The 19,358-nt window shown below is 32.0% G+C and carries 16 protein-coding genes; 6 read left to right on the top strand and 10 right to left on the bottom strand.

Annotation, left to right across the window (positions count from 1 at the left end):
• Positions 1-175: 175 nt before the first annotated feature.
• On the bottom strand, positions 176-1,078 hold the full coding sequence (locus tag ACM6UH_RS03705) for an alpha/beta hydrolase fold domain-containing protein (protein WP_011302503.1): 903 nt from the start codon (positions 1,076-1,078) through the stop codon (positions 176-178).
• 250 nt (positions 1,079-1,328) lie between these two features.
• On the opposite strand from ACM6UH_RS03705, the gene ACM6UH_RS03700 reads away from it, so the two are divergent.
• Entirely contained in the window at positions 1,329-1,964 is a 636-nt protein-coding gene (locus tag ACM6UH_RS03700) for a hypothetical protein (RefSeq protein ID WP_002482503.1), read from the top strand.
• 96 nt (positions 1,965-2,060) lie between these two features.
• Here the strand turns inward: ACM6UH_RS03700 and ACM6UH_RS03695 are convergent, their stop codons facing one another.
• Positions 2,061-3,956 (bottom strand): DHA2 family efflux MFS transporter permease subunit, encoded by a 1,896-nt coding sequence (locus ACM6UH_RS03695; protein ID WP_048787064.1) that lies wholly within the window; start codon positions 3,954-3,956, stop codon positions 2,061-2,063.
• Between the two features lie 13 nt (positions 3,957-3,969).
• Positions 3,970-4,617 carry an HlyD family secretion protein gene (locus tag ACM6UH_RS03690; RefSeq protein WP_011302500.1) on the bottom strand — a complete coding sequence of 216 codons (648 nt, stop codon included), beginning with the start codon at positions 4,615-4,617 and terminating at the stop codon, positions 3,970-3,972.
• 129 nt (positions 4,618-4,746) lie between these two features.
• On the opposite strand from ACM6UH_RS03690, the gene ACM6UH_RS03685 reads away from it, so the two are divergent.
• Entirely contained in the window at positions 4,747-5,295 is a 549-nt protein-coding gene (locus ACM6UH_RS03685; RefSeq protein WP_011302499.1) for a TetR/AcrR family transcriptional regulator, read from the top strand.
• A gap of 84 nt (positions 5,296-5,379) precedes the next feature.
• Here the strand turns inward: ACM6UH_RS03685 and ACM6UH_RS03680 are convergent, their stop codons facing one another.
• From ACM6UH_RS03680 to ACM6UH_RS03670, 3 genes are all read right to left on the bottom strand, one after another.
• Positions 5,380-6,603, bottom strand: a complete 1,224-nt coding sequence (locus ACM6UH_RS03680; protein WP_011302498.1) for a multidrug effflux MFS transporter — start codon at positions 6,601-6,603, stop codon at positions 5,380-5,382.
• A gap of 210 nt (positions 6,604-6,813) precedes the next feature.
• Entirely contained in the window at positions 6,814-7,953 is a 1,140-nt protein-coding gene (locus tag ACM6UH_RS03675) for a TcaA NTF2-like domain-containing protein (protein ID WP_433911994.1), read from the bottom strand.
• Positions 7,954-8,475: 522 nt separating this feature from the next.
• Positions 8,476-8,940 (bottom strand): MarR family winged helix-turn-helix transcriptional regulator, encoded by a 465-nt coding sequence (locus ACM6UH_RS03670; protein WP_011302496.1) that lies wholly within the window; start codon positions 8,938-8,940, stop codon positions 8,476-8,478.
• A 218-nt stretch (positions 8,941-9,158) separates the two neighbouring features.
• On the opposite strand from ACM6UH_RS03670, the gene ACM6UH_RS03665 reads away from it, so the two are divergent.
• Complete coding sequence (locus tag ACM6UH_RS03665) at positions 9,159-10,136, top strand: YdcF family protein (protein WP_048787066.1); 978 nt, start codon at positions 9,159-9,161, stop codon at positions 10,134-10,136.
• Positions 10,137-10,323: 187 nt separating this feature from the next.
• Here the strand turns inward: ACM6UH_RS03665 and ACM6UH_RS03660 are convergent, their stop codons facing one another.
• Complete coding sequence (locus ACM6UH_RS03660) at positions 10,324-10,992, bottom strand: ABC transporter ATP-binding protein (protein WP_011302494.1); 669 nt, start codon at positions 10,990-10,992, stop codon at positions 10,324-10,326.
• Entirely contained in the window at positions 10,992-12,044 is a 1,053-nt protein-coding gene (locus tag ACM6UH_RS03655) for an ABC transporter permease (protein ID WP_069793699.1), read from the bottom strand. Before ACM6UH_RS03655 ends, ACM6UH_RS03660 begins: the two co-directional genes overlap by 1 nt.
• Before the next feature lie 154 nt (positions 12,045-12,198).
• Between ACM6UH_RS03655 and ACM6UH_RS03650 the strand changes: the two genes are divergently transcribed.
• Together ACM6UH_RS03650 and ACM6UH_RS03645 are read left to right on the top strand one after the other, a co-directional pair.
• A complete protein-coding gene (locus ACM6UH_RS03650) occupies positions 12,199-12,873 on the top strand; it encodes a response regulator transcription factor (RefSeq protein ID WP_002482492.1) in 675 nt (224 codons plus the stop codon).
• The gene (locus ACM6UH_RS03645) at positions 12,866-14,248 is read left to right on the top strand and encodes a HAMP domain-containing sensor histidine kinase (RefSeq protein WP_048787068.1); all 1,383 of its coding nucleotides are present in this window, start codon (positions 12,866-12,868) and stop codon (positions 14,246-14,248) included. The genes ACM6UH_RS03650 and ACM6UH_RS03645 overlap by 8 nt, the downstream gene beginning before the upstream one ends.
• 164 nt (positions 14,249-14,412) lie before the next feature.
• Here the strand turns inward: ACM6UH_RS03645 and mqo are convergent, their stop codons facing one another.
• Complete coding sequence (gene mqo / locus ACM6UH_RS03640; protein ID WP_048787069.1) at positions 14,413-15,891, bottom strand: malate dehydrogenase (quinone); 1,479 nt, start codon at positions 15,889-15,891, stop codon at positions 14,413-14,415.
• 392 nt (positions 15,892-16,283) lie between these two features.
• On the opposite strand from mqo, the gene ACM6UH_RS03635 reads away from it, so the two are divergent.
• Positions 16,284-17,432 (top strand): glycosyltransferase family 4 protein, encoded by a 1,149-nt coding sequence (locus tag ACM6UH_RS03635; RefSeq protein WP_011302490.1) that lies wholly within the window; start codon positions 16,284-16,286, stop codon positions 17,430-17,432.
• Between the two features lie 148 nt (positions 17,433-17,580).
• Here the strand turns inward: ACM6UH_RS03635 and ACM6UH_RS03630 are convergent, their stop codons facing one another.
• Entirely contained in the window at positions 17,581-19,182 is a 1,602-nt protein-coding gene (locus ACM6UH_RS03630; protein ID WP_011302489.1) for an L-lactate permease, read from the bottom strand.
• Positions 19,183-19,358: the final 176 nt, after the last annotated feature.

The following is a 19,358-nucleotide window of genomic DNA, read 5'->3' as shown; positions in this document are numbered from 1 at the left end:
AATGTAGCGTAAAGCTATAAAACTATAATCACAACCTAATCACAGGTCGTTGTATGACAACCATATATGCATTTAGATTCGCTATTTCTAGCCATATAGCATTTTATTAATGATTATAAAAAAACAAGCTTTGACATCCATGTTTCAGCTTGTTTTAAAATATTTAGTTATCTGTTCATTCATCTTTTAACGTTTCTACGATTTGCTTAACCACTTTATGAGACTCTCTTATAGGTAATAAGGGGAAAGCATGAATCATTCTTTTATATTCATAAAAATGTATTTCTTGTGATTTATCTGCTAAAATATGTGCAAATCTTTGCATGTCTGGGAGGTAAATTTCGTATGCACCGCCAAACATATATATCGGTGGCAAATCTGTCAGTTCTCCATAAATTGGTGACACACGTGCATCGTCTAATGGCAGATTATGAGACCATACGTTTAAAATGCGTTGTACGCCATCTTTATCAACGATGACATCTTTTTTATCTAGTGATTCCGTGATACCTTCATTATCCAATTGGGCATCTAGTAACGGTGAAAACAAATATAATTTACTTGGTAAAGGGCGTTGTTTTTCCTTCAGTTGTTGCACAAAACTTAGTGCTAAAGCAGCACCAGTGCCATCTCCCATAATGACAATAGCATCACTATCCACTTCAGTTAGCAATTTATTGTACATCTCAAATATAGCATTATAAGTATCATCTATATGAAACTCAGGTGTCTTTGGATAGATTGGCATGACAACTTCACTTAATGTACTTAATGAAAGCTTATCCATAAATCTCCAATGAAAAGCAGATGGCTGCAATGTATTATAACCACCGTGTATATAGAGTAATTTTCTTTCGTGGCTATGTCTAAAACGAAATCTAAAGACTTGAATATCCCCTAGCATTTGTTTATCTAAATCAGATTTAACATTCAATGTTTCAGGTTGTTTATGTTTTTTTTCATTAATTTTCTCGCGATCATTTAAAAATTGCTCAAAAGCTTCATCTGAACTAAAAATAATAGATCTATGAGGTAAGAGGTACTTATTCACAAATTTAGTTGTCAGTCTTGATTTCATTTATAATCCATCCAATCTAAGTTTATTCTCCAAGTATTTAGAATGTTTCATTTTACTTACTAATCAAAATTCATAGTATGGTAAAATTAATACAATGACAAAAAAATACAGTTATAATATAATTTGAGTTCCCTAATAATCGAATCTATCAATAACTAGTTATCACAGTTATTGCATATTATAACAAAATAGAAACAAAAGTCATAAAATATTTAGATGTAGCATTCTACAGTAATGAAAGGAGTATCCTATGGCAGAACAGAACCATCAATTTAAAGATTTTGAACATACCCTAACAAGTGAACCCATGCAACGTGGGATGCGTTTTGAAAAAAAGAAAAAGTCTTGGGTAAGTATGCTTATCCAGATTATTGTCCTTATTTTAATGGCCATAACGGGTTATAGCATGTTTAAGGAACCTATTTTTAATTTAGTCTTCGCGCAAGAGACAATCAATTTTCATAAACTCACTAATTTCCAAACTACTATAAATGATATTTCTAACTTAAATATTAATGTCGCCTCAATCGATAATTTACAAACGAGTATCGATCGATTAATCCTAGTATTTTACGTGTTCTTTATCGCCTGTATTTTAAGTTTAGTCTTAACTTTCTTTACTTTACTATTTAACAGAACCGTATTAAAAGTAGTAAATATGTTTGTCATCGCGATTATGTTAGTCATTACATTTGGTTTTTCTTATCTAATTAAAAATATTGCTTCTAGAATTTCAGACTCAATGAATCAATATTATATTTCAGTTAAACCTACCCAAATCTTAACTGAAGCTGATGCAATTCATAATGCTTTTACATTGTTAGGATGTAGTATCGCGCTCGTATTAATTAGCATGTTTTTCAGAAATCGTATAGTGCGTAAATAAGCTTATCGTCATCTATTTAAAAACATACTGTAAAAGAAAAAGCCGCTTCCAACATTTAAGTTGGAGGCGGCTTTTATGTTAATCAAAAAATATGATTTAATTTTCTTTAGACATATAGTGATCTTTACCTTTTAAGAATAAACTTAAAATAAATGCAAGTGCACTTAGCGCTGTTGCAATTAAGAATGCACTATTGACACCATTGATAGAAGCTAGTTTTTGAACAAATTCTAGCACTTGTGAAGTTGCCATTTGTTCGCCGCCTAACGCTTGCGCCATTTCTTGTAAACGATCTTTAATAAATGGGTTCGTTTTATCTAAATCTTGTGCGTAACCTGCAGCATATTGCGTTGTTTGTGTAGACATCACTGTCACTAATAACGCCGTACCAATTGAACCTGCAAGTTGTCTTAATGTATTTGATAAGGCATTACCATGTGCAATTAATCTCTGTGGTAATGCATTCATACTAGCTGTCATAATTGGCATCATAATAAAACTCATACCAAAAGAACGAATAATATAAATAAGCATTAAATGACCATAAGTCGTATTCATATTTAATTTCGTTAATTCCCAAGTAGCATAAGTCATGATTGCAGTACCTACTAATGCCAATGGTTTGATACCAATTGTGTCTAATAATTTACCAGCAATTGGACCCATAACACCCATAATCAAGGCACCAGGTAGTAATAACAGACCTGATTGAATTGGGGTAAAGCCTCTTAAGTTTTGCAAGTAAAGTGGTAAAAGAATCATACCACCAAATAAACTCATTGTAACGATCATATTGATGACTGTTGTTAACGTAAATCCTGAGTATTTTAATACTTCCATACTTAACATAGGCACACGCATTGTAAGTTCTCTGATGACAAATGCAATAATAAAGATAACACCTAATATTAAGGAAATGACTACGATAGGTGAACTCCAACTATTGTTACCTGCTTCACTGAATCCGTAAAGTAACGCGCCGAAACCAATCGTACTAAAGATAATTCCTGGTACATCGGCTTTTGGATTTGTTGTTACTTGATATACTCTAAACCAAATATAAGCAATGGCTAAAGATACCAAACCAATGATGAACATACCATAGAACATAACATTCCAATGATAATTTTCAACAATATAACCAGATAATGTTGGACCAATCGCTGGTGCTAAAATCATAGCGATACCAAGCGTACCCATCGCTGCCCCACGTCTTTCAGGTGGGAAAATTGTCATAAATACATTTGTACCTAACGGCATTAATATACCGGCACCAATAGCTTGTAATACACGGCCTACCATCATGATTGTAAATGATTCAGACAGTCCACAGACTAAAGAACCAATCGTAAATAATGTCATCGCAACTAAGAATAGCTTACGATACGAATATTTATTAAATAAGTAGGCGCTGACTGGAATTAAGATACCATTTACTAGCATAAATCCTGTCATTAGCCATTGACCCGTATTAGCTGAAATATTGAAATCTGTGTTTATCATCGGTAACGCTACATTAAGTAAAGTTTGGTTTAATATAGCTATAAACATACCAAAGATCATCGCAATTAATACTTTGCCTTGGGTCGTACCTTTACCAAACATAAATGTACTATGCTTTTCTTTTAATTTTTCATTTACTTTAGCTTCTTCTGAATTAGGATTGATCGCTTCATGATCTGAATCATCTTGTTGTTCTACTTCTGTATCATTGGTATCAGTAGAAAATGTGTTTAATTCATCATTCTCATCTTTATTTTCACGATCATCTTCGTTCGTTGCTTTTGACTCCTTGGATGATTCCTGAGAATCTTCCGTATCGTTCACTTTAAATTTAGATTGATAAATTTCATTAGAAACATGACTTTCATGCTTTGTTTGTTCCACTTGTTGATTTACTTTATTATGTTTTCTTTTAGTTAGAAAAACATTAAGTAACCCAACTAAAATGAGCGCTATGACTACGTAAATTATAATGAAGGTCATTGTCATTTAAAGACCCCCCTTAATTTTTATGAATTTTAACTTCAGCGTTCATTCCTGGAACAACATTTTTAGATGGTTTTGAATCGAGTGAAATTTTCACAGGTACAACTTGAGATACTTTTGTATAATTACCATCAGTGTTTGATGAAGGCATCATTGAGAAACTTGAAGCTGTAGCTTTACCAACTTCTTCTACTTTACCTTTAAGTTCAGCGTCTTCGCCGTCAAGTTTTACATTTACATCTTTGCCTTCTTCAACATCTGCAATATCTTTTTCATCAACATTTGCAGTAATGTAAGAATCATCTAAATTATAAGCATAAGCAATTGGAGTCCCTGCTTGCGCCATTGAACCTTCCATACCATCTGTTTTTACGATTGTACCATCTTGTGGCATTTTAACGTCCATGTTTTGTGATTGGCCATCTTCACCTTTAGCTGCAATTTCTGCAACTTTATCACCTTTATTTAATTTTTCATTGTTTTTTACATCGAATGATTTGATTTCACCTGATGCTGGTGCAGATATTTTAATTTGTTCTCCATCTACTTTCGCATTATCAGTACTTACAAATCCTGTAGCTTGATTATAAAAATGGAAACCGACTACTCCTATAATCACAAGAACTACAATGGTAACGATGTTGATTAATACCATTTTTTTCATTACTCTTTCCTCCTATTTGCTTTTAAAATTCACTTTATATATTATAGATACATAACATTTAAAAAAACACCGACACTTCTATAAAATGTGTCGGGTAAGTTATTGTATGCAATTTTTGAAGGAGATAAAATGAAACAGAAAGCTAAAGAAAAAATTATTCGAAATATGATTACTTTGCTAGAAGAACATCCTTTTGAAGACATTACTATTAAAATGATCTGTGCTTATAGTGGCATTAATCGAACGACCTTCTACGATTACTTTGTAGATAAGTATAATCTTTTATCTACGATTCAAACATATCATCTTCAAAAATATAAAAAATTATTAAATGCACTATACTTCAGTTTCGATAAAAATGAAATTAATCATTTTAAACTCTATCAATTTTTCAAAGTCATATTAACTTATATTAAACGTCACTATGGATTTTTCCATGCCATATTTGTCTCACACCCTAATCGAGATTTATTTACGGATTATGTAAAAATCACTAAAGAGACGTATACGAATATGCTTGTCGATTACACGACAGTATTGAAGAAAAAACAATTTGTCACGTATGCTATTGGCGGACAAATTGGTATTATATACTTTTGGATACGTGAAGAGTGTATCGAAACACCTGATGAACTGGCACAAATTTTACTAGCAAACGCTATAAAACTTAGACGCTAATATCATATGAGTCATTGCGCATAAGCATAACATTTTAAAATAATTAAAGCGGTCGAGACATGATACGTGTCTCGACCGCTTTAATTATTCAATACTATTTTTAGATGGTACATACTTAAACACAAAATAATTGATACATTGCAAAATAATGAGCAAAATACCAGCTATCATAATAATCGTAATATATGGTATATAACTGTCTTCACCCATCATGCCGACTAAAGGCGAAACAAGTCCACCTAATAAGGATTGAACTAATCCTAATAAACTAGATGCACTGCCGTTACCACCAGTGCGTTCATCCATTGCAATTGAAAAGCCTAATGTCGCCACACCAGTAACTGGTGCTACGAGAATAACAAAACCAATAAATAACAACCACATTGATAAATGCATGACTAGCGTCATCGATACGACTGCTACACCAATAATTTGTATTATGGTTAAAATTCTTAACAAAGTTAGTCGATCTATATAATCAACCATTTTACCAGTCAATTGGCTAGAAATAATCAAACTGATACCTATGACTGCAAACATAATACTAAATTGTTGCGCCGACATTTGATAAATACTTTGCGTAATAAATGGCGAAGCAGATATGTAACTAAACAACATAATAAATGTTACACCTTGAATCAACATCGGTAATACAAATCTAGGTGTAATTAATAATTGCTTGAAATTTTTAAATATACTACCAAGATGTGGACTGTCTCGTTCTTCTAATTCCAAAGATTCTGGTACTTTAAATAGTGAGCCAATGACCATTGAAACACCGAACAACGTTAAAATAACAAAGACCATACGCCAAGTAGCGAACGATAATATAACGCCACCTAGAGCAGGTGCTATGACCGGCGCCACACCATTCACTAGCATAAGTAAAGCTAAGAATTTTGTTAATTGCTTTCCACTATATAAATCACTAGATATCGCGCGTGATATGACTGCACCTGCACCGCCACAGAAACCTTGAACAAATCTTAGAGCAATCATGAGCCAAATATTATCGACGAAAATAATACCTATACTTGCCAATGTAAATAATGACATGGCTACAACAAGTGGCGTTTTTCTACCTATCGCATCAGAGATTGGACCAACAAATAAATTACCTAAAGCGAGACCAATCATAAATAGAGATAATGTTAATTGTGAATTTGAAGTTGTTGTACTAAAATCTGATTGTATTTGAGGTAAGCCAGGCAAGAACATATCAATAGATAAAGCGCCGATTGCTGTTAAAGCCCCTAAAATAATGACAAACAGTAATGATTGTTTGTGCTGCGTTTGTTTATTAGTCATTTAAGTTCTCCTAAAAATAATTCTATTCTTATCATTTTATACATATTAACACCATTATAGCTTTAACCTTACCACTTTTAAATACTTGCTTGTATATTCATTTCTCTATACAAAAAGAACGAGGTTAAAAGCACCTCGTTCTTCCTCATTCCAATTATTTAATATTATATGGTCTTACAATAATATAGACCAATTAAATACCTTTATTAATTACTCTGAATATTTAACTACTTTTAAATTATCTGCATCTCCATCACCTTGTAATTGATAGTCAACTTCTCCATATTGACCATTCTCTTTCAAAGCTTGTCCAGTTACATAAAATGTATTACCTTGTTTAATGATTTCTGTTATTTGTGGTTGTTGTATAAAGAATAAACGGTTTGAATTCACATCACTTTTAGTCGACTTATAGTTATCTGTGTTTTTCTTCAAATAAGATGATACTAAAGAAAAATCACTTTGACTATGTGCACTATTCATCGCTGTAGTGAAATTACCGAAAAAATTAGTCACCTTATTTCTAAAGCTATTCTCTTCTTTTTCTTTTTTATCTACATAGGATTGTATTTCATCATCATCAAAATTTAATGTTACTTTTGTTTTATCTTTTAGATTATCTGTTTTCACTGTCGTTTCAGCTGACTTAAATGTTTTCTTCTTAGCTTCGCCTTCAGCAGAAACAGTAATATCATTTGTTTTTGGATATGGACCAATCTCTTTTGCTTTAGCATAATCGTAAGTTTTATCGTTGATTTTTACTTTTACAGTGTCTTTATCTATTTCTGATGCGCCACTTAATTCAACTTGAATATATGCCTCGTTAAAATCTTCGCTGACATCTATCGTTTCATTATTACTATTATTAAAATTAAACTTTAACTGACCATCAAATTGGCCATTAGCCGTTTCTTTTTTAGTTTCTAGTAAGTAATCACCTGGAATAAATTTACCTATTGTTGTCGTTTTATTTTTTTCAGCAGTGACTGTTTTTTGTTTATCATCAGATTTAAATTTATATGTCGCATCATATTTAGGTTTGACGATAGCTTCTTTAGTAGGAGCCGTAAAACTCATGTTATCAAAAATTAAATAACGTCTTCCATTTTTACTAACTCTCAATACATTTTCTCCATTTTTAGCAGTGACAAAATCCGCTTCTTTGGTCTCGCTCTCATTTAACTTCTTGATTTTTTGATTCACATCTTTTACAAAGTTGTCCATCCCAACCTCATTTTTTATATATTTAATATAAGCGGTTGCTTCTGTCTCATCCACACTATTGTTTTGTGTACTTAGGATTGTAGAAAGCTTTTGTGTATCATTATTATCGACTGCATTTATAAGCAACTCTGATTGTGCTTCAGGCGAATTGAAGTTTTTTAATAAGAAGAAAATAATAATAAGTAAGATAATGATAAAGAATGCAATTCCCCAGGGGATAATTTTACGTGCTTTTATATTTGCGCTTTTTTTTTATCTTTTAATGAACGCGTGAGTTGTTCTGAGTGATTGTCAGTGACTTCATAACCACAATGGCCACACTTACTTTGTTTATCTCTCATATTCCCCCCACATTTAGGACATTTTCGCATTTTATCACCTCTTTATCTCTAAATTCATACATCATCACATTATTTTAACACACATTAAAATGAAACCATATGTAAGCTTGCTGTTGCTACTTTAATTAATCCAATATGCAAACATAAATTGCCTATTTTATTCTACTTACCTTATTATATGTAACGCATGCTAAAAATGATATACATCGTTAGTCCAATAACACGATTAAACTAGCATTGACGCAATAACGTCAATGATCAATATTTAAGATTGCTTTTTACTCATCGTATGTTACGTCAACTAAATTTATGTGTGGTTTTTTAAATTAAAATTCTTTAGTCGACGATCAATAATCTCGAGCACATATCTCGCCTGTTCGATTTCTTCATCTGATAAATCATGCAACATGTCACTTACGATATCGTTGATGATAGATTTACTTTCTCGATTGAATTGCTTACCTTTTTCCGTTAACTTAATATATTTTAAACGCTGATCTGTATGCGCTTCGGCTTTATCCCATTCTACAACTTCAGCTTGTATCAATTTTTTTATTCTTCGACTAACTGCTGCTTTATTAACCCCTTGTTTCTCTGTAATTGCTGTCAAAGTCATTGCTTTTTCATTTTCTAACATCAAAATCACGTTAGCTTGTTCTTTTGAAATTTTATATTCTTCTCTCAATGCTTTCAGTAACTTCGCCATCAATGTATTCACATCATCAATGAATTCTCCCATAAACTCAATATGATTACCTAAATTTTTTACCATACCTGCCACCTCAATGTTCCATTAAAAATCATTTAATTTTGTTTTTTTTATATTATGTTAATGATATCAATATTTTATTATGTATAAAAGTTAAAACTCGCAACTTATACTTATATTAATTCATATTTTTACTTGGTTACCTTAGTATTAATAATTAAATTTGCTTATTTCGAAAGATTACACTACATTTAATATACTATAAAAATCGGAAGTGAGGCATGGGTATGTTAACTTTGGCTTTATGTATTATGATATTATTTACATATTTGTGTATGTTTTTTAACTTCAAATATTCGGCACATCTCTCAATCTATATTTCCCAGGTAATATTAGGTTATGTTGTCATTATTATACATATTGGTGAGCATACGCTACCTATAGATATTCTTGTTGTCATGTCCTTAGGCGCTCTATTATTACACATCAAACATAAGCATTTAATGCAAAATCGCATGAGTGCCCTTTTCTTAAAACGTCTCTATTATGTGGCTTTTAAGCTCGTTGTTTTCACGCTTGCATGCTTTTACATTAGTTTGATTCCTATTGGTATTAACGTTATCTTTCTATGGATTTCAGCTATATCTTTTAGCGCGCTTTTCACTTTTATTTGCTACATGATGTGTTCGTCGAACTTTTTAAATCTGAATAATAAACCTGACTTCGATGTCATACTTGTCCTAGGTGCTGGTATATTTACAGAAAATGTAACGCCTATGTTAGCTAGCCGTTTGGATCGTGCTTTAACTTTATATATGCAACAACCAAATGCTAAGTTTATTGTGAGCGGCGGACAAGGGCCCGATGAACCCATCTCCGAAGCGCTAGCCATGAAGCGCTATTTAATACATCATGGGGTTGAATCAAATCATATTATGTTAGAAGATCAATCCACAAGTACGTCAGAGAATATCCAATTCTCTAAATCACTCATTGAGAGCCACTTCGAATGTGTCCCTAAAATTGTCTGTGTCACAAGTCAATTTCATATTATGCGTGCTTTACGCTTTGGACAAAAATTCAATTTAAAATTAACTGGAGTTGGAAGTCATACACCTTATCATTTTTTTGAAATTGCATTAATTCGTGATTTCTTAGCATTAATGTATCAATATAAATTATTATTAACGGTTTATTTTGCAGCTTTATTTTTCATATGCATAATCGCATATTGGTTTATTCCAAGTATCCCTTTATAACATATTTTAAATATGTCCACTGTATCGCTACGCGTCATTGAGTGAATAAAAAAATCTGAGACATCACTAAATGTCTCAGATTTTTATTTATACTATTTGCGGATGTAATAAATTAAATACTTTAAGTATACATTCCGTTTTATCTTAACGCCCTATTGCATTGTATCTAAAATAACACATCTATCATTTAGGCATTGGTAATAACGCCATCATCTAATTCAATGACTTTGTCAGCATATTCAAATAAACGTTTATCATGAGTAATCATGATGCCAATCATTTTTTTACTTTTAATTTGATTTTTGATCATTTCAATAACTTCCGTCGCACGTTCCGCATCTAAACTTGCAGTCGGTTCATCAGCTAAGATAATTTTAGGATGATTCATTAGTGCTCTCACAATTGCCACACGTTGTTTCTCCCCACCAGACAGCATATGAGGAAAGGCAGTCAAGCGATGGTTTAGTCCTATTTGTTTTAGTAAAGTTTCTGCCCTTTGATTAGCTTCTTGCATAGTCATTCCTGCCTCTTTACCAATCGTTGTCAATTGTGCTTTTACTTTTAAATATGGTACTAAGTGAGACGATTGAAAGATAAAGCCAATCTCATTTAACCTTAATTCTGAAGCCTTTCTATCTCTAGTAAATAAAGGTTGATTATTATACAAAATATCTCCACTACTTTGTGAAAGTAAACCACCTAAAATAGTTAATAATGTCGTTTTACCAGATCCAGATGCACCATTAAGAATAACAAATTCGCCTTCATTCACATTGAAATTGATACCTTTTAATACAGGGGTTTCTGATTGGCCATTACCAAATGATTTTTTAATATCTTTAACTTGTAAACTCATTATTCTCCACCTCCAATTGTTTCGATAGGATCTACTTTAAATAATTTGATAAATGATAATATTGCTCCAATTATAGCAACAATAATAAATACACCTACAACTAACAGTAGATTTGATGTTGTAACATGGAATGGCATAGATACTGGCATTAAGAATGACAATCCCGTAATAATAGCAACTGATATAATCACGCCTATCATCGTCGTAATTAATATTTGAATAATTAATGCGCTTAATAAGTGTTTTGTTTTCATACCAATCGCTTTTAATATTCCAATTTCTGGTATTTTTTGAATTGTCATAACATAGAAGAATGCACTAAGTACAATCGCTGAAATAACAAACAAACTTACAATCATCATATTTAATGGCGCTTGTTCTGCTTGATAACTTGGAATTTCACTTGTTATGTCATTTTCTGTAAATACTTTCACGCCAGAAATATCATTCACTTTCTCTTGCTCTGATTTTGATAAATCTTTAACTGGATAAATAGTGCTAGCTTGTTTATTCAATGTGTTAAATCCATTATCACTCATGATCACAACTGAACTATGTGAATACATCGTATCATTGAGTACACCTGATACTTTTAATGCTTTACCATCTTTAAGTTTAATTTTATCTCCTACGTTAATACTATCAGCAGTAAGTTTATTATTAATTGCCACTTCATTGTCTTTAGTAGGATAATGCCCTGCTTTTAATTCAGGTTTTTCGTTTTTAACCGTATTGATCATTAAGACGTCTTCTTCATTTTTATCAATCTTTAATGTTTGAGGTGCCATTTTTAATGGTTCTTGACCTGTAATATCTTCAATTTTATTTTGTTGTTCTGGTTTAATAATCGACTTCTCAATTTGTGGTTGCTTATTATCTGGTAAAACATACTTTTCGGATTTCATGTTGTCTAACATTGAGATATTTTCTCTTGCTAATCCTTGAGCTAATCCACTTATAAATAACACCATAATACCTAACAATAATATGATGAGCATGATTAAAATATAGCGAAACTTATAATATTTGATTTCTTGCCATGCTAATTTCATCATTTTCAACTCCTTCTTTAAAACTTATATTTGGAGTTTATGCTATCAATGTGAACTCAATATGAACGCATCTAAATTATTTCATTATTATAAATTGTATCGTCGAAGTGTTACATTTATAATAATCATAATACTTAATAAGGAGACCTTGCGTATGACAACCTGTCTAATTGTCGATGATGACCCAAAAATATTAGAATATGTTTCGAAATATATTGAACGAGAGCATTTCGAAACAATTGTCCAATCTAGTGCAGAAAATGCTTTATCTTATCTTGAAACACATCAAGTTGATATTGCAATTGTAGATGTGATGATGGGAAAAATGAGTGGATTTGAATTATGTAAAATACTTAAAGAAGATTTCGATATCCCGGTCATTATGTTAACTGCACGGGATGCTTTAAGTGATAAAGAACAAGCTTATTTAACAGGTACAGACGATTATGTTACAAAACCTTTTGAAGTTAAGGAATTGATGTTCAGAATTAAAGCGGTACTTAAACGTTATAATGTTAATATAAATAACGAAGTTTCAATCGGTAATCTGACATTAAACCAATCCTATTTAGAAATTCAATCTTCATCAAAATCAATGAATTTACCTAATAAAGAATTTCAGTTACTTTTTTTACTTGCTTCTAATCCAAGACAAGTCTTTAATCGTGATGCATTAATTGAAAAAATATGGGGCTTTGATTATGAAGGTGATGAACGTACAGTGGATGTTCATATTAAGCGTTTGAGAAAACGACTTGAAAAAATAGATGCTTCTGTAACGATTCATACTGTAAGAGGATTGGGCTATAAGGTGGATGATCATGTTTAAATCACTCTATACACGAATAGCCATTTACACAATCACTGTTATGATATTCTCTGCAGTTGCTAGTTTTCTCTGTACTAATATTATTTATCATAACTACTTAAAAGAAAATAACGACGCTAAAATCATGCGCACATTAAAGGATTCAATTCAATATCAAAAAGAATCAAGGATTGAAGCATCTGCACCCTTTTTCAAACACTTGGGAGAGATGAATTATCAAGTGATGACAATTTCTGAAGATGGCCATCGTACATATTATGGCACTGAATTCAGAAAAGATAATATTAGCAAAAAAACAGCTGAATCTGTATTACATGGTAAGGATTATCATGGTATTAAAAATTTACCCTATAACCCTATTATCACTGGTTTTTTTGAGAATACAACGAAAAATACCGTTGGTATAGCTTATCAATCTAAAGGACATACATATGCTGTTTTTATGCGTCCTGACATTGGCAAAACATTTAGTGAATTTAGAATATTTCTTGCGATTCTAATCACATTATTACTACTTTTCTCAATTATATTGGTTATTTCATCTACTTATGCGATTATCAAACCGATACAACAGTTGAAACGTGCTACAGAACGATTGATGCATGGTAACTTTGATGAGGTCATTCATGTAACACGTAAAGATGAATTTGGTACATTACAATATCGTTTTGATAAAATGCGCCTATCTCTCAAACAATTAGACGATATGAGACAACATTTTGTTCAAAATGTATCGCATGAAATTAAAACACCGCTAACTCATATTCATCATCTACTTGATTTATTAAAGTTTGCTAAAACGGATAATGCACGTGAGCAATATATTGAAGAAATATATGAAGTCACAACACAACTTAGTGAATTAACAAAAGCATTGTTACTGTTATCAGAAATAGATAATGGCGCGCATTTAGACTTTGATGATGATATTCAATTAAATCAGTTGATTAAAAAAATAATTAGACATGAGCAATTTTCTGCCAATGAAAAAGATTTAATTATAATGTCAGACTTAGAAACAATTAGTATGAATGGTAACGAACGTTTATTACATCAAGCCTTTCAAAATTTGATTACCAATGCGATAAAATACTCAACAACGGGTGGCATGGTTGACGTCACACTTTCACAAAACTTAGAGACAATTACATGTACAATTACAGATGACGGCCAAGGCATGTCAACCGAAACACAAGCTCGTATATTTGAACGATTCTACAAGTCAAGTAATCATGATAATAGTAATGGCCTCGGTTTAGCGATAGCAAAAGCAATATTTGAACTGCACCATGGCACAATAACGGTAGATAGTGAAAAAAATGCTGGAACGACCTTTACAATCACATTCAAAAAGGTGCCTAAGACAATAAGTTAATTCGATAAAACGATGCCCTACATTTACAACCCATACAATGAATTAGGCCGAGACACATTTTGATGTCTCGGCCTAATTTAACATGAATAAAAGATATACAATGCACAATTTCTACTTCATTAGTTCATGGCTTATTTATTTGTCATCCTTAATCACCAATAACTCTAGTTAATTTTAAGATATTTCGTAATCTCTTTGTTTAATTGCGTATAAAGTGCTTCATTCTCAGATAATTTCATACCGAAAGAAGGAACCATTTCTTTAATTTTTTCTTCCCAACCTTCAAATTCATCTTTATAGCAACGTTTCAATAAATCTAACATAATATCTACCGCAGTAGAAGCGCCAGGTGAAGCACCAAGTAATGCAGATAATGAGCCATCTTCAGAAGTGATGACTTCTGTACCGAATTGTAAGGTACCTTTACCTTGATCAGTATCTTTGATTACTTGTACTCTTTGTCCTGCAACAACAACTTCCCAATCCTCACTCTTTGCGTTCGGTACAAATTGACGTAAATCTTCCATACGTTCTTCGTTGGATAAGGTAAGTTGTGAAATAAGATATTTCGTTAAATTCATCTCTTTAATTCCCGCAGAAAGCATGGTAATTATGTTATTAGGTTTAACAGACTTGATTAAATCCATATTTGAACCTGTTTTTAAAAACTTCGGTGAAAAACCAGCAAAAGGTCCAAATAAAATTGTGCGTTTACCATCTATATAGCGTGTATCTAAATGTGGTACAGACATTGGCGGCGCGCCGACTGGTGCCTTACCGTATACTTTAGCTAAATGTTTTTTGGTAATCGCTTCATCTCTACACACTAAGAAGAGCCCACTAACTGGGAATCCTCCTATATGTTTAGATTCTTTGATGCCTGTTTTTTGTAATAATGGTAAACTTGCGCCACCTGCACCGATAAATACAAAGTCGCTTTCTACAATTTCTATAGTGTTTGTATCAAGATTTTTAACTTTCACTTCCCAAACACCGTCTTTACGCTGTTTAATGTCTTCAACTTCGTGTTTATAATTTAATGCTACATCTTTATCTTCTAAATTTTCAAATAATTTTTTAGTCAATGCACTGAAGTTAACGTCTGTACCTGTTTTATCATAACTAATCGCCATGGGGATATTAGACGTACGTCCTTCCATAATTAAAGGCGTCCATTCAGTTATCTTATCTTTATCGTCCGTGATTTCCATATTACTAAATAAAATGTTTTTATTTAGTCTTTCTACACGTCTTTTCAAAAAGTCTACATTTTTAATCCCTTGAACAAAGCTCATGTGAGGCACTGGTTTAATAAATGCTTCTGGATGATCGAGTTGCCCTTGTTTCACCAGATAGCTCCAAAACTGTTTGGAAACTTGAAATTGTTCATTGATTTTAACCGCTTTTTTGATATCAATTGTGCCGTCTTTATTTTCGCTCGTATAATTTAATTCACATAATGCAGAGTGCCCTGTGCCCGCATTATTCCACGCATTCGAACTTTCTTCAGCAGGTGTTGATAACCTTTCATACATCTTAATTTCTTTCTCAGGAGCGATTTCTTTTAAAATCGTCCCTAGTGTTGCGCTCATGATACCGCCACCAATTAAGATGACATCTGTTTTGCTATGTTGTGTACTCATAACAAATACAGTCCCCCTTTTATATGTGTTTAATAGAAACGTTATCTTTACTTTTATAATACGTTCACTAATTTAGTAAAGCGTTTTCTATAACTTAAAAATAAAAAATTCGTCTTATTGCCATTTATGTATTTAACGCAATAACACAATTACTTCATACCTCTCTAATTATATACGTAATTATCGCATGAAAAAAGGGGTTTCAGTAATTTTACACAAATTTTGTTAATAAGTGTTAACTAGAATATATCATATTTTGATGATTATACTTATTAAAACGAGGTATACTTTATTTATCACAACGTTTTATAAACAAAGAAAATATAGAAATCCACCACACATTTCGTGATATAATGGATTTCAATTTAAGTAAAGTACGCTTGGAGGTTTTTATGAAATCAATCACTTTTTTTATGCATAATTTTTATGCGATGGGTGGAACGGTAAAATCGATTTCCCAAATCGCTAATGTTCTAGCTGAAAAAGGACATCACGTGGAAATTATTTCCGTTTTTAAAGGAGACACATCACCTTATTTTGATATCAATCCATCCATTAAAGTTAAGCCCTTAGTTAACTACCAATTACATCCCTTTAATTTTAAAGATATCTTATTTAATCGTATTACTAAATGGACATCCTTATCGAAACCCAAGTATATTTCCCAACACGAACCTGGTCTTAATCAATTTTCACATTATATAGAAAAGAAAATGATTAAAGCAATTAAACATGTTAATACCGATGTCCTAATTGGGACACGCGCAAGTTTTAATATACTTATCGCTCAACATGCGCCTATGAAATGTGAAAAAATTGGTATGGAGCACATGAATTTTGATGCGCATCCAGAAGCATATCAACAAGAAATCATTAATGCCTATAAAAATCTAGACAAATTAACAACATTAACTGAAACTGATAAAGTAAAATATCAAGATTACATACACATCCCTACTTTTGTAATCCCAAATATTATCAATGAAACACGCTTACAAGAACAAAAAGTTAAAAATATTAGTGCCGCCGGACGTTTAGAATACGAAAAAGGCTTTGATTTACTGATTGACAGTATTAATCTAATTCAAGAAAATATGAGACAATTTGGATATCAGGTCCACATATATGGTGATGGTAAAGAACGAAACAACTTATCCAAGTTGATCCGTAAAAATAACTTAGAGGATATTGTTTTTCTTCAAGGCGCAACACATCAATTAAATGAAAAATTAGCTAAAAGTGAACTGACAGTTATTCCATCCCGCAATGAAGGGTTTGGCATGGTTATATTAGAAGCAATGAATCAAGGCAGTGTCGTAGTAAGCTTTGACGGAAATGCTGGTCCTGAATCAATTATTCAAAATAATGTAAATGGCTATTTAATTGAACATGGCAATGTAGACGCTTTAGCAAACAAACTACGCCGTCTCATTAACCAAGAATTTAAAGATCAAGTTATTATCGAAAATGGTTATCAAACGGTTGAGAATTATGAGCCAAATGCAATCTATCTTTCTTTTAGACATATGCTTGATACTTAGACATTAGATAAACCGACAATCATAGGATTTTCACCTTACACAATGCAAAAACGCCTACAAAGTAGACATACATATGACTACTTTGTAGGCGTTTGTTTTATAATAAGCTATTAAAAATAAATCCATTTGAAATTAATATCTGTTTTTTCTATATAAATATATTTAATAAGAAAGTCCAAATACATACGAAAACCAGTAAAGCCACACTATAACGAAGTGTCATTTTAAGTAATTCTGATTCTTTACCTACTTGTTGTACAGAGGCTGTTGCAATAGCGATTGATTGAGGTGAAATTAATTTTGCTGCAACACCACCCACGGTATTTGCAGAAACAAGTAACGCACCACTTGCACCAATATTGCTTGCTACCGCGGCTTGAATTGGCGCAAATAAAGTATTGTTATTCGTAACTGAACCAGTTAAGAATACACCAATCCAACCTAAAATTGGTGATAATAATGGGAAAATACTACCTGTTTTCGCAATTCCCTCACCTACTGCATTACTCAAACCTGCATAAGTCATTAATTTAGAAATAACTAAAATAAAACAAATCGTAATGATTGGTAACCATAACTCTTTAAATGCGTTCTTGAATAAACGCACACCATCTTTAAAATGTACTTTATTGGACATCAAAATTGTAATAACAATAACGATTAAAATAGCTGTTCCTGTTTGACCTATGATGTTTAACGGTAATGTGATCGCCTTATTAGCGATTTCACTATATGTACCTGGTAGTGCAATGTTGAACACGAATGATTCTAGCGCACCACCTGGAACAAACAACGCTTTAAAGAAAGATGCACTCCAAATCATTACAACTACTGTTAAAATGACGAATGGACTCCATGCATAAATAATCTCTTTAGGTTGATGTTTGCTGATTTTTGGAGGTTCTTCATCTTTATTAATTCTAAAGATATGTTTTGGCTGGAATTTTTTAGAAAATATTGCAAGTGCCATCATTGCACCTAATGGTGGTATGATATCTGCTAATTCTGGGCCTATAAACACCGTAATGATTGCTTGTAAAACAGTGAAAGTAATCGCAACTACAAGTATCGCTGGTAGTGTTTCTTTAATACCTTTAAATCCGTCTATAATCCATATTAATAAAAATGGAATAAGCATATTCATAAGCACAAGTGTTAAGGCAGACATAGAAGAAACTGCCATACCTGTCACACTATCGTGTAAACCTAATGTGTCTATAACTGTAACTGGTAAACCAATGGCACCAAAAGCACCTGCTGAAGCGTTTGCAATCAAACACAACATGGCAGCTTGCAATGGCGCAAATCCTAATTGTGTAAGTAATAAAGCACAAATAGCGATAGGTACACCAAATCCAGCAGCACCTTCTAAAAATCCATTAAATGCGAATCCAATTAATAGCAATTGAATACGTTGGTCCTGAGAAATGCTCGATATACTATCTTGAATCGTATCGAATTGACCAGTTTCATTCGTAATCTTATAAAGTAAAACTGCCATTACAACGATATAACCAATGGGTATAATCCCTTGGAAAAATCCTTCTACAACAGCACCTGATGCAATATTTACAGGTAGTTTAAAGAAGACGATAGCAATAATAACTGTAACAACAACAGTTGTGATTGATGCATAAATGCCTTTCATTTTAAAAATAGTTAAACATAAAAGAAATAAAACAATCGGCACTGCTGCAACAATTGATGATAACAGGACGTTATCAAAGGGGTTAAACGTATCTACAAACATTTTGACTCACTTCTACTTTCTACATATATTTATGATTGTGTATAAAAACGATTCCTTATTGTGAATTTTTTCACAATTAAATTATAGCATTTTTTCTACCAAATTCAATAAAAATTTAAAATATTATTTTTAAATGCGACAACTTATACCCTATAATTACATTTAATTTACATTGC

This window comes from Staphylococcus sp. LKG4-2 (genome assembly GCF_050955665.1).
GTDB classification, from domain to species: domain Bacteria; phylum Bacillota; class Bacilli; order Staphylococcales; family Staphylococcaceae; genus Staphylococcus; species Staphylococcus saprophyticus.
The sequence above is the reverse complement of the archived record's forward strand: the minus strand, read 5'-3'. Positions and strand labels throughout refer to the sequence as shown.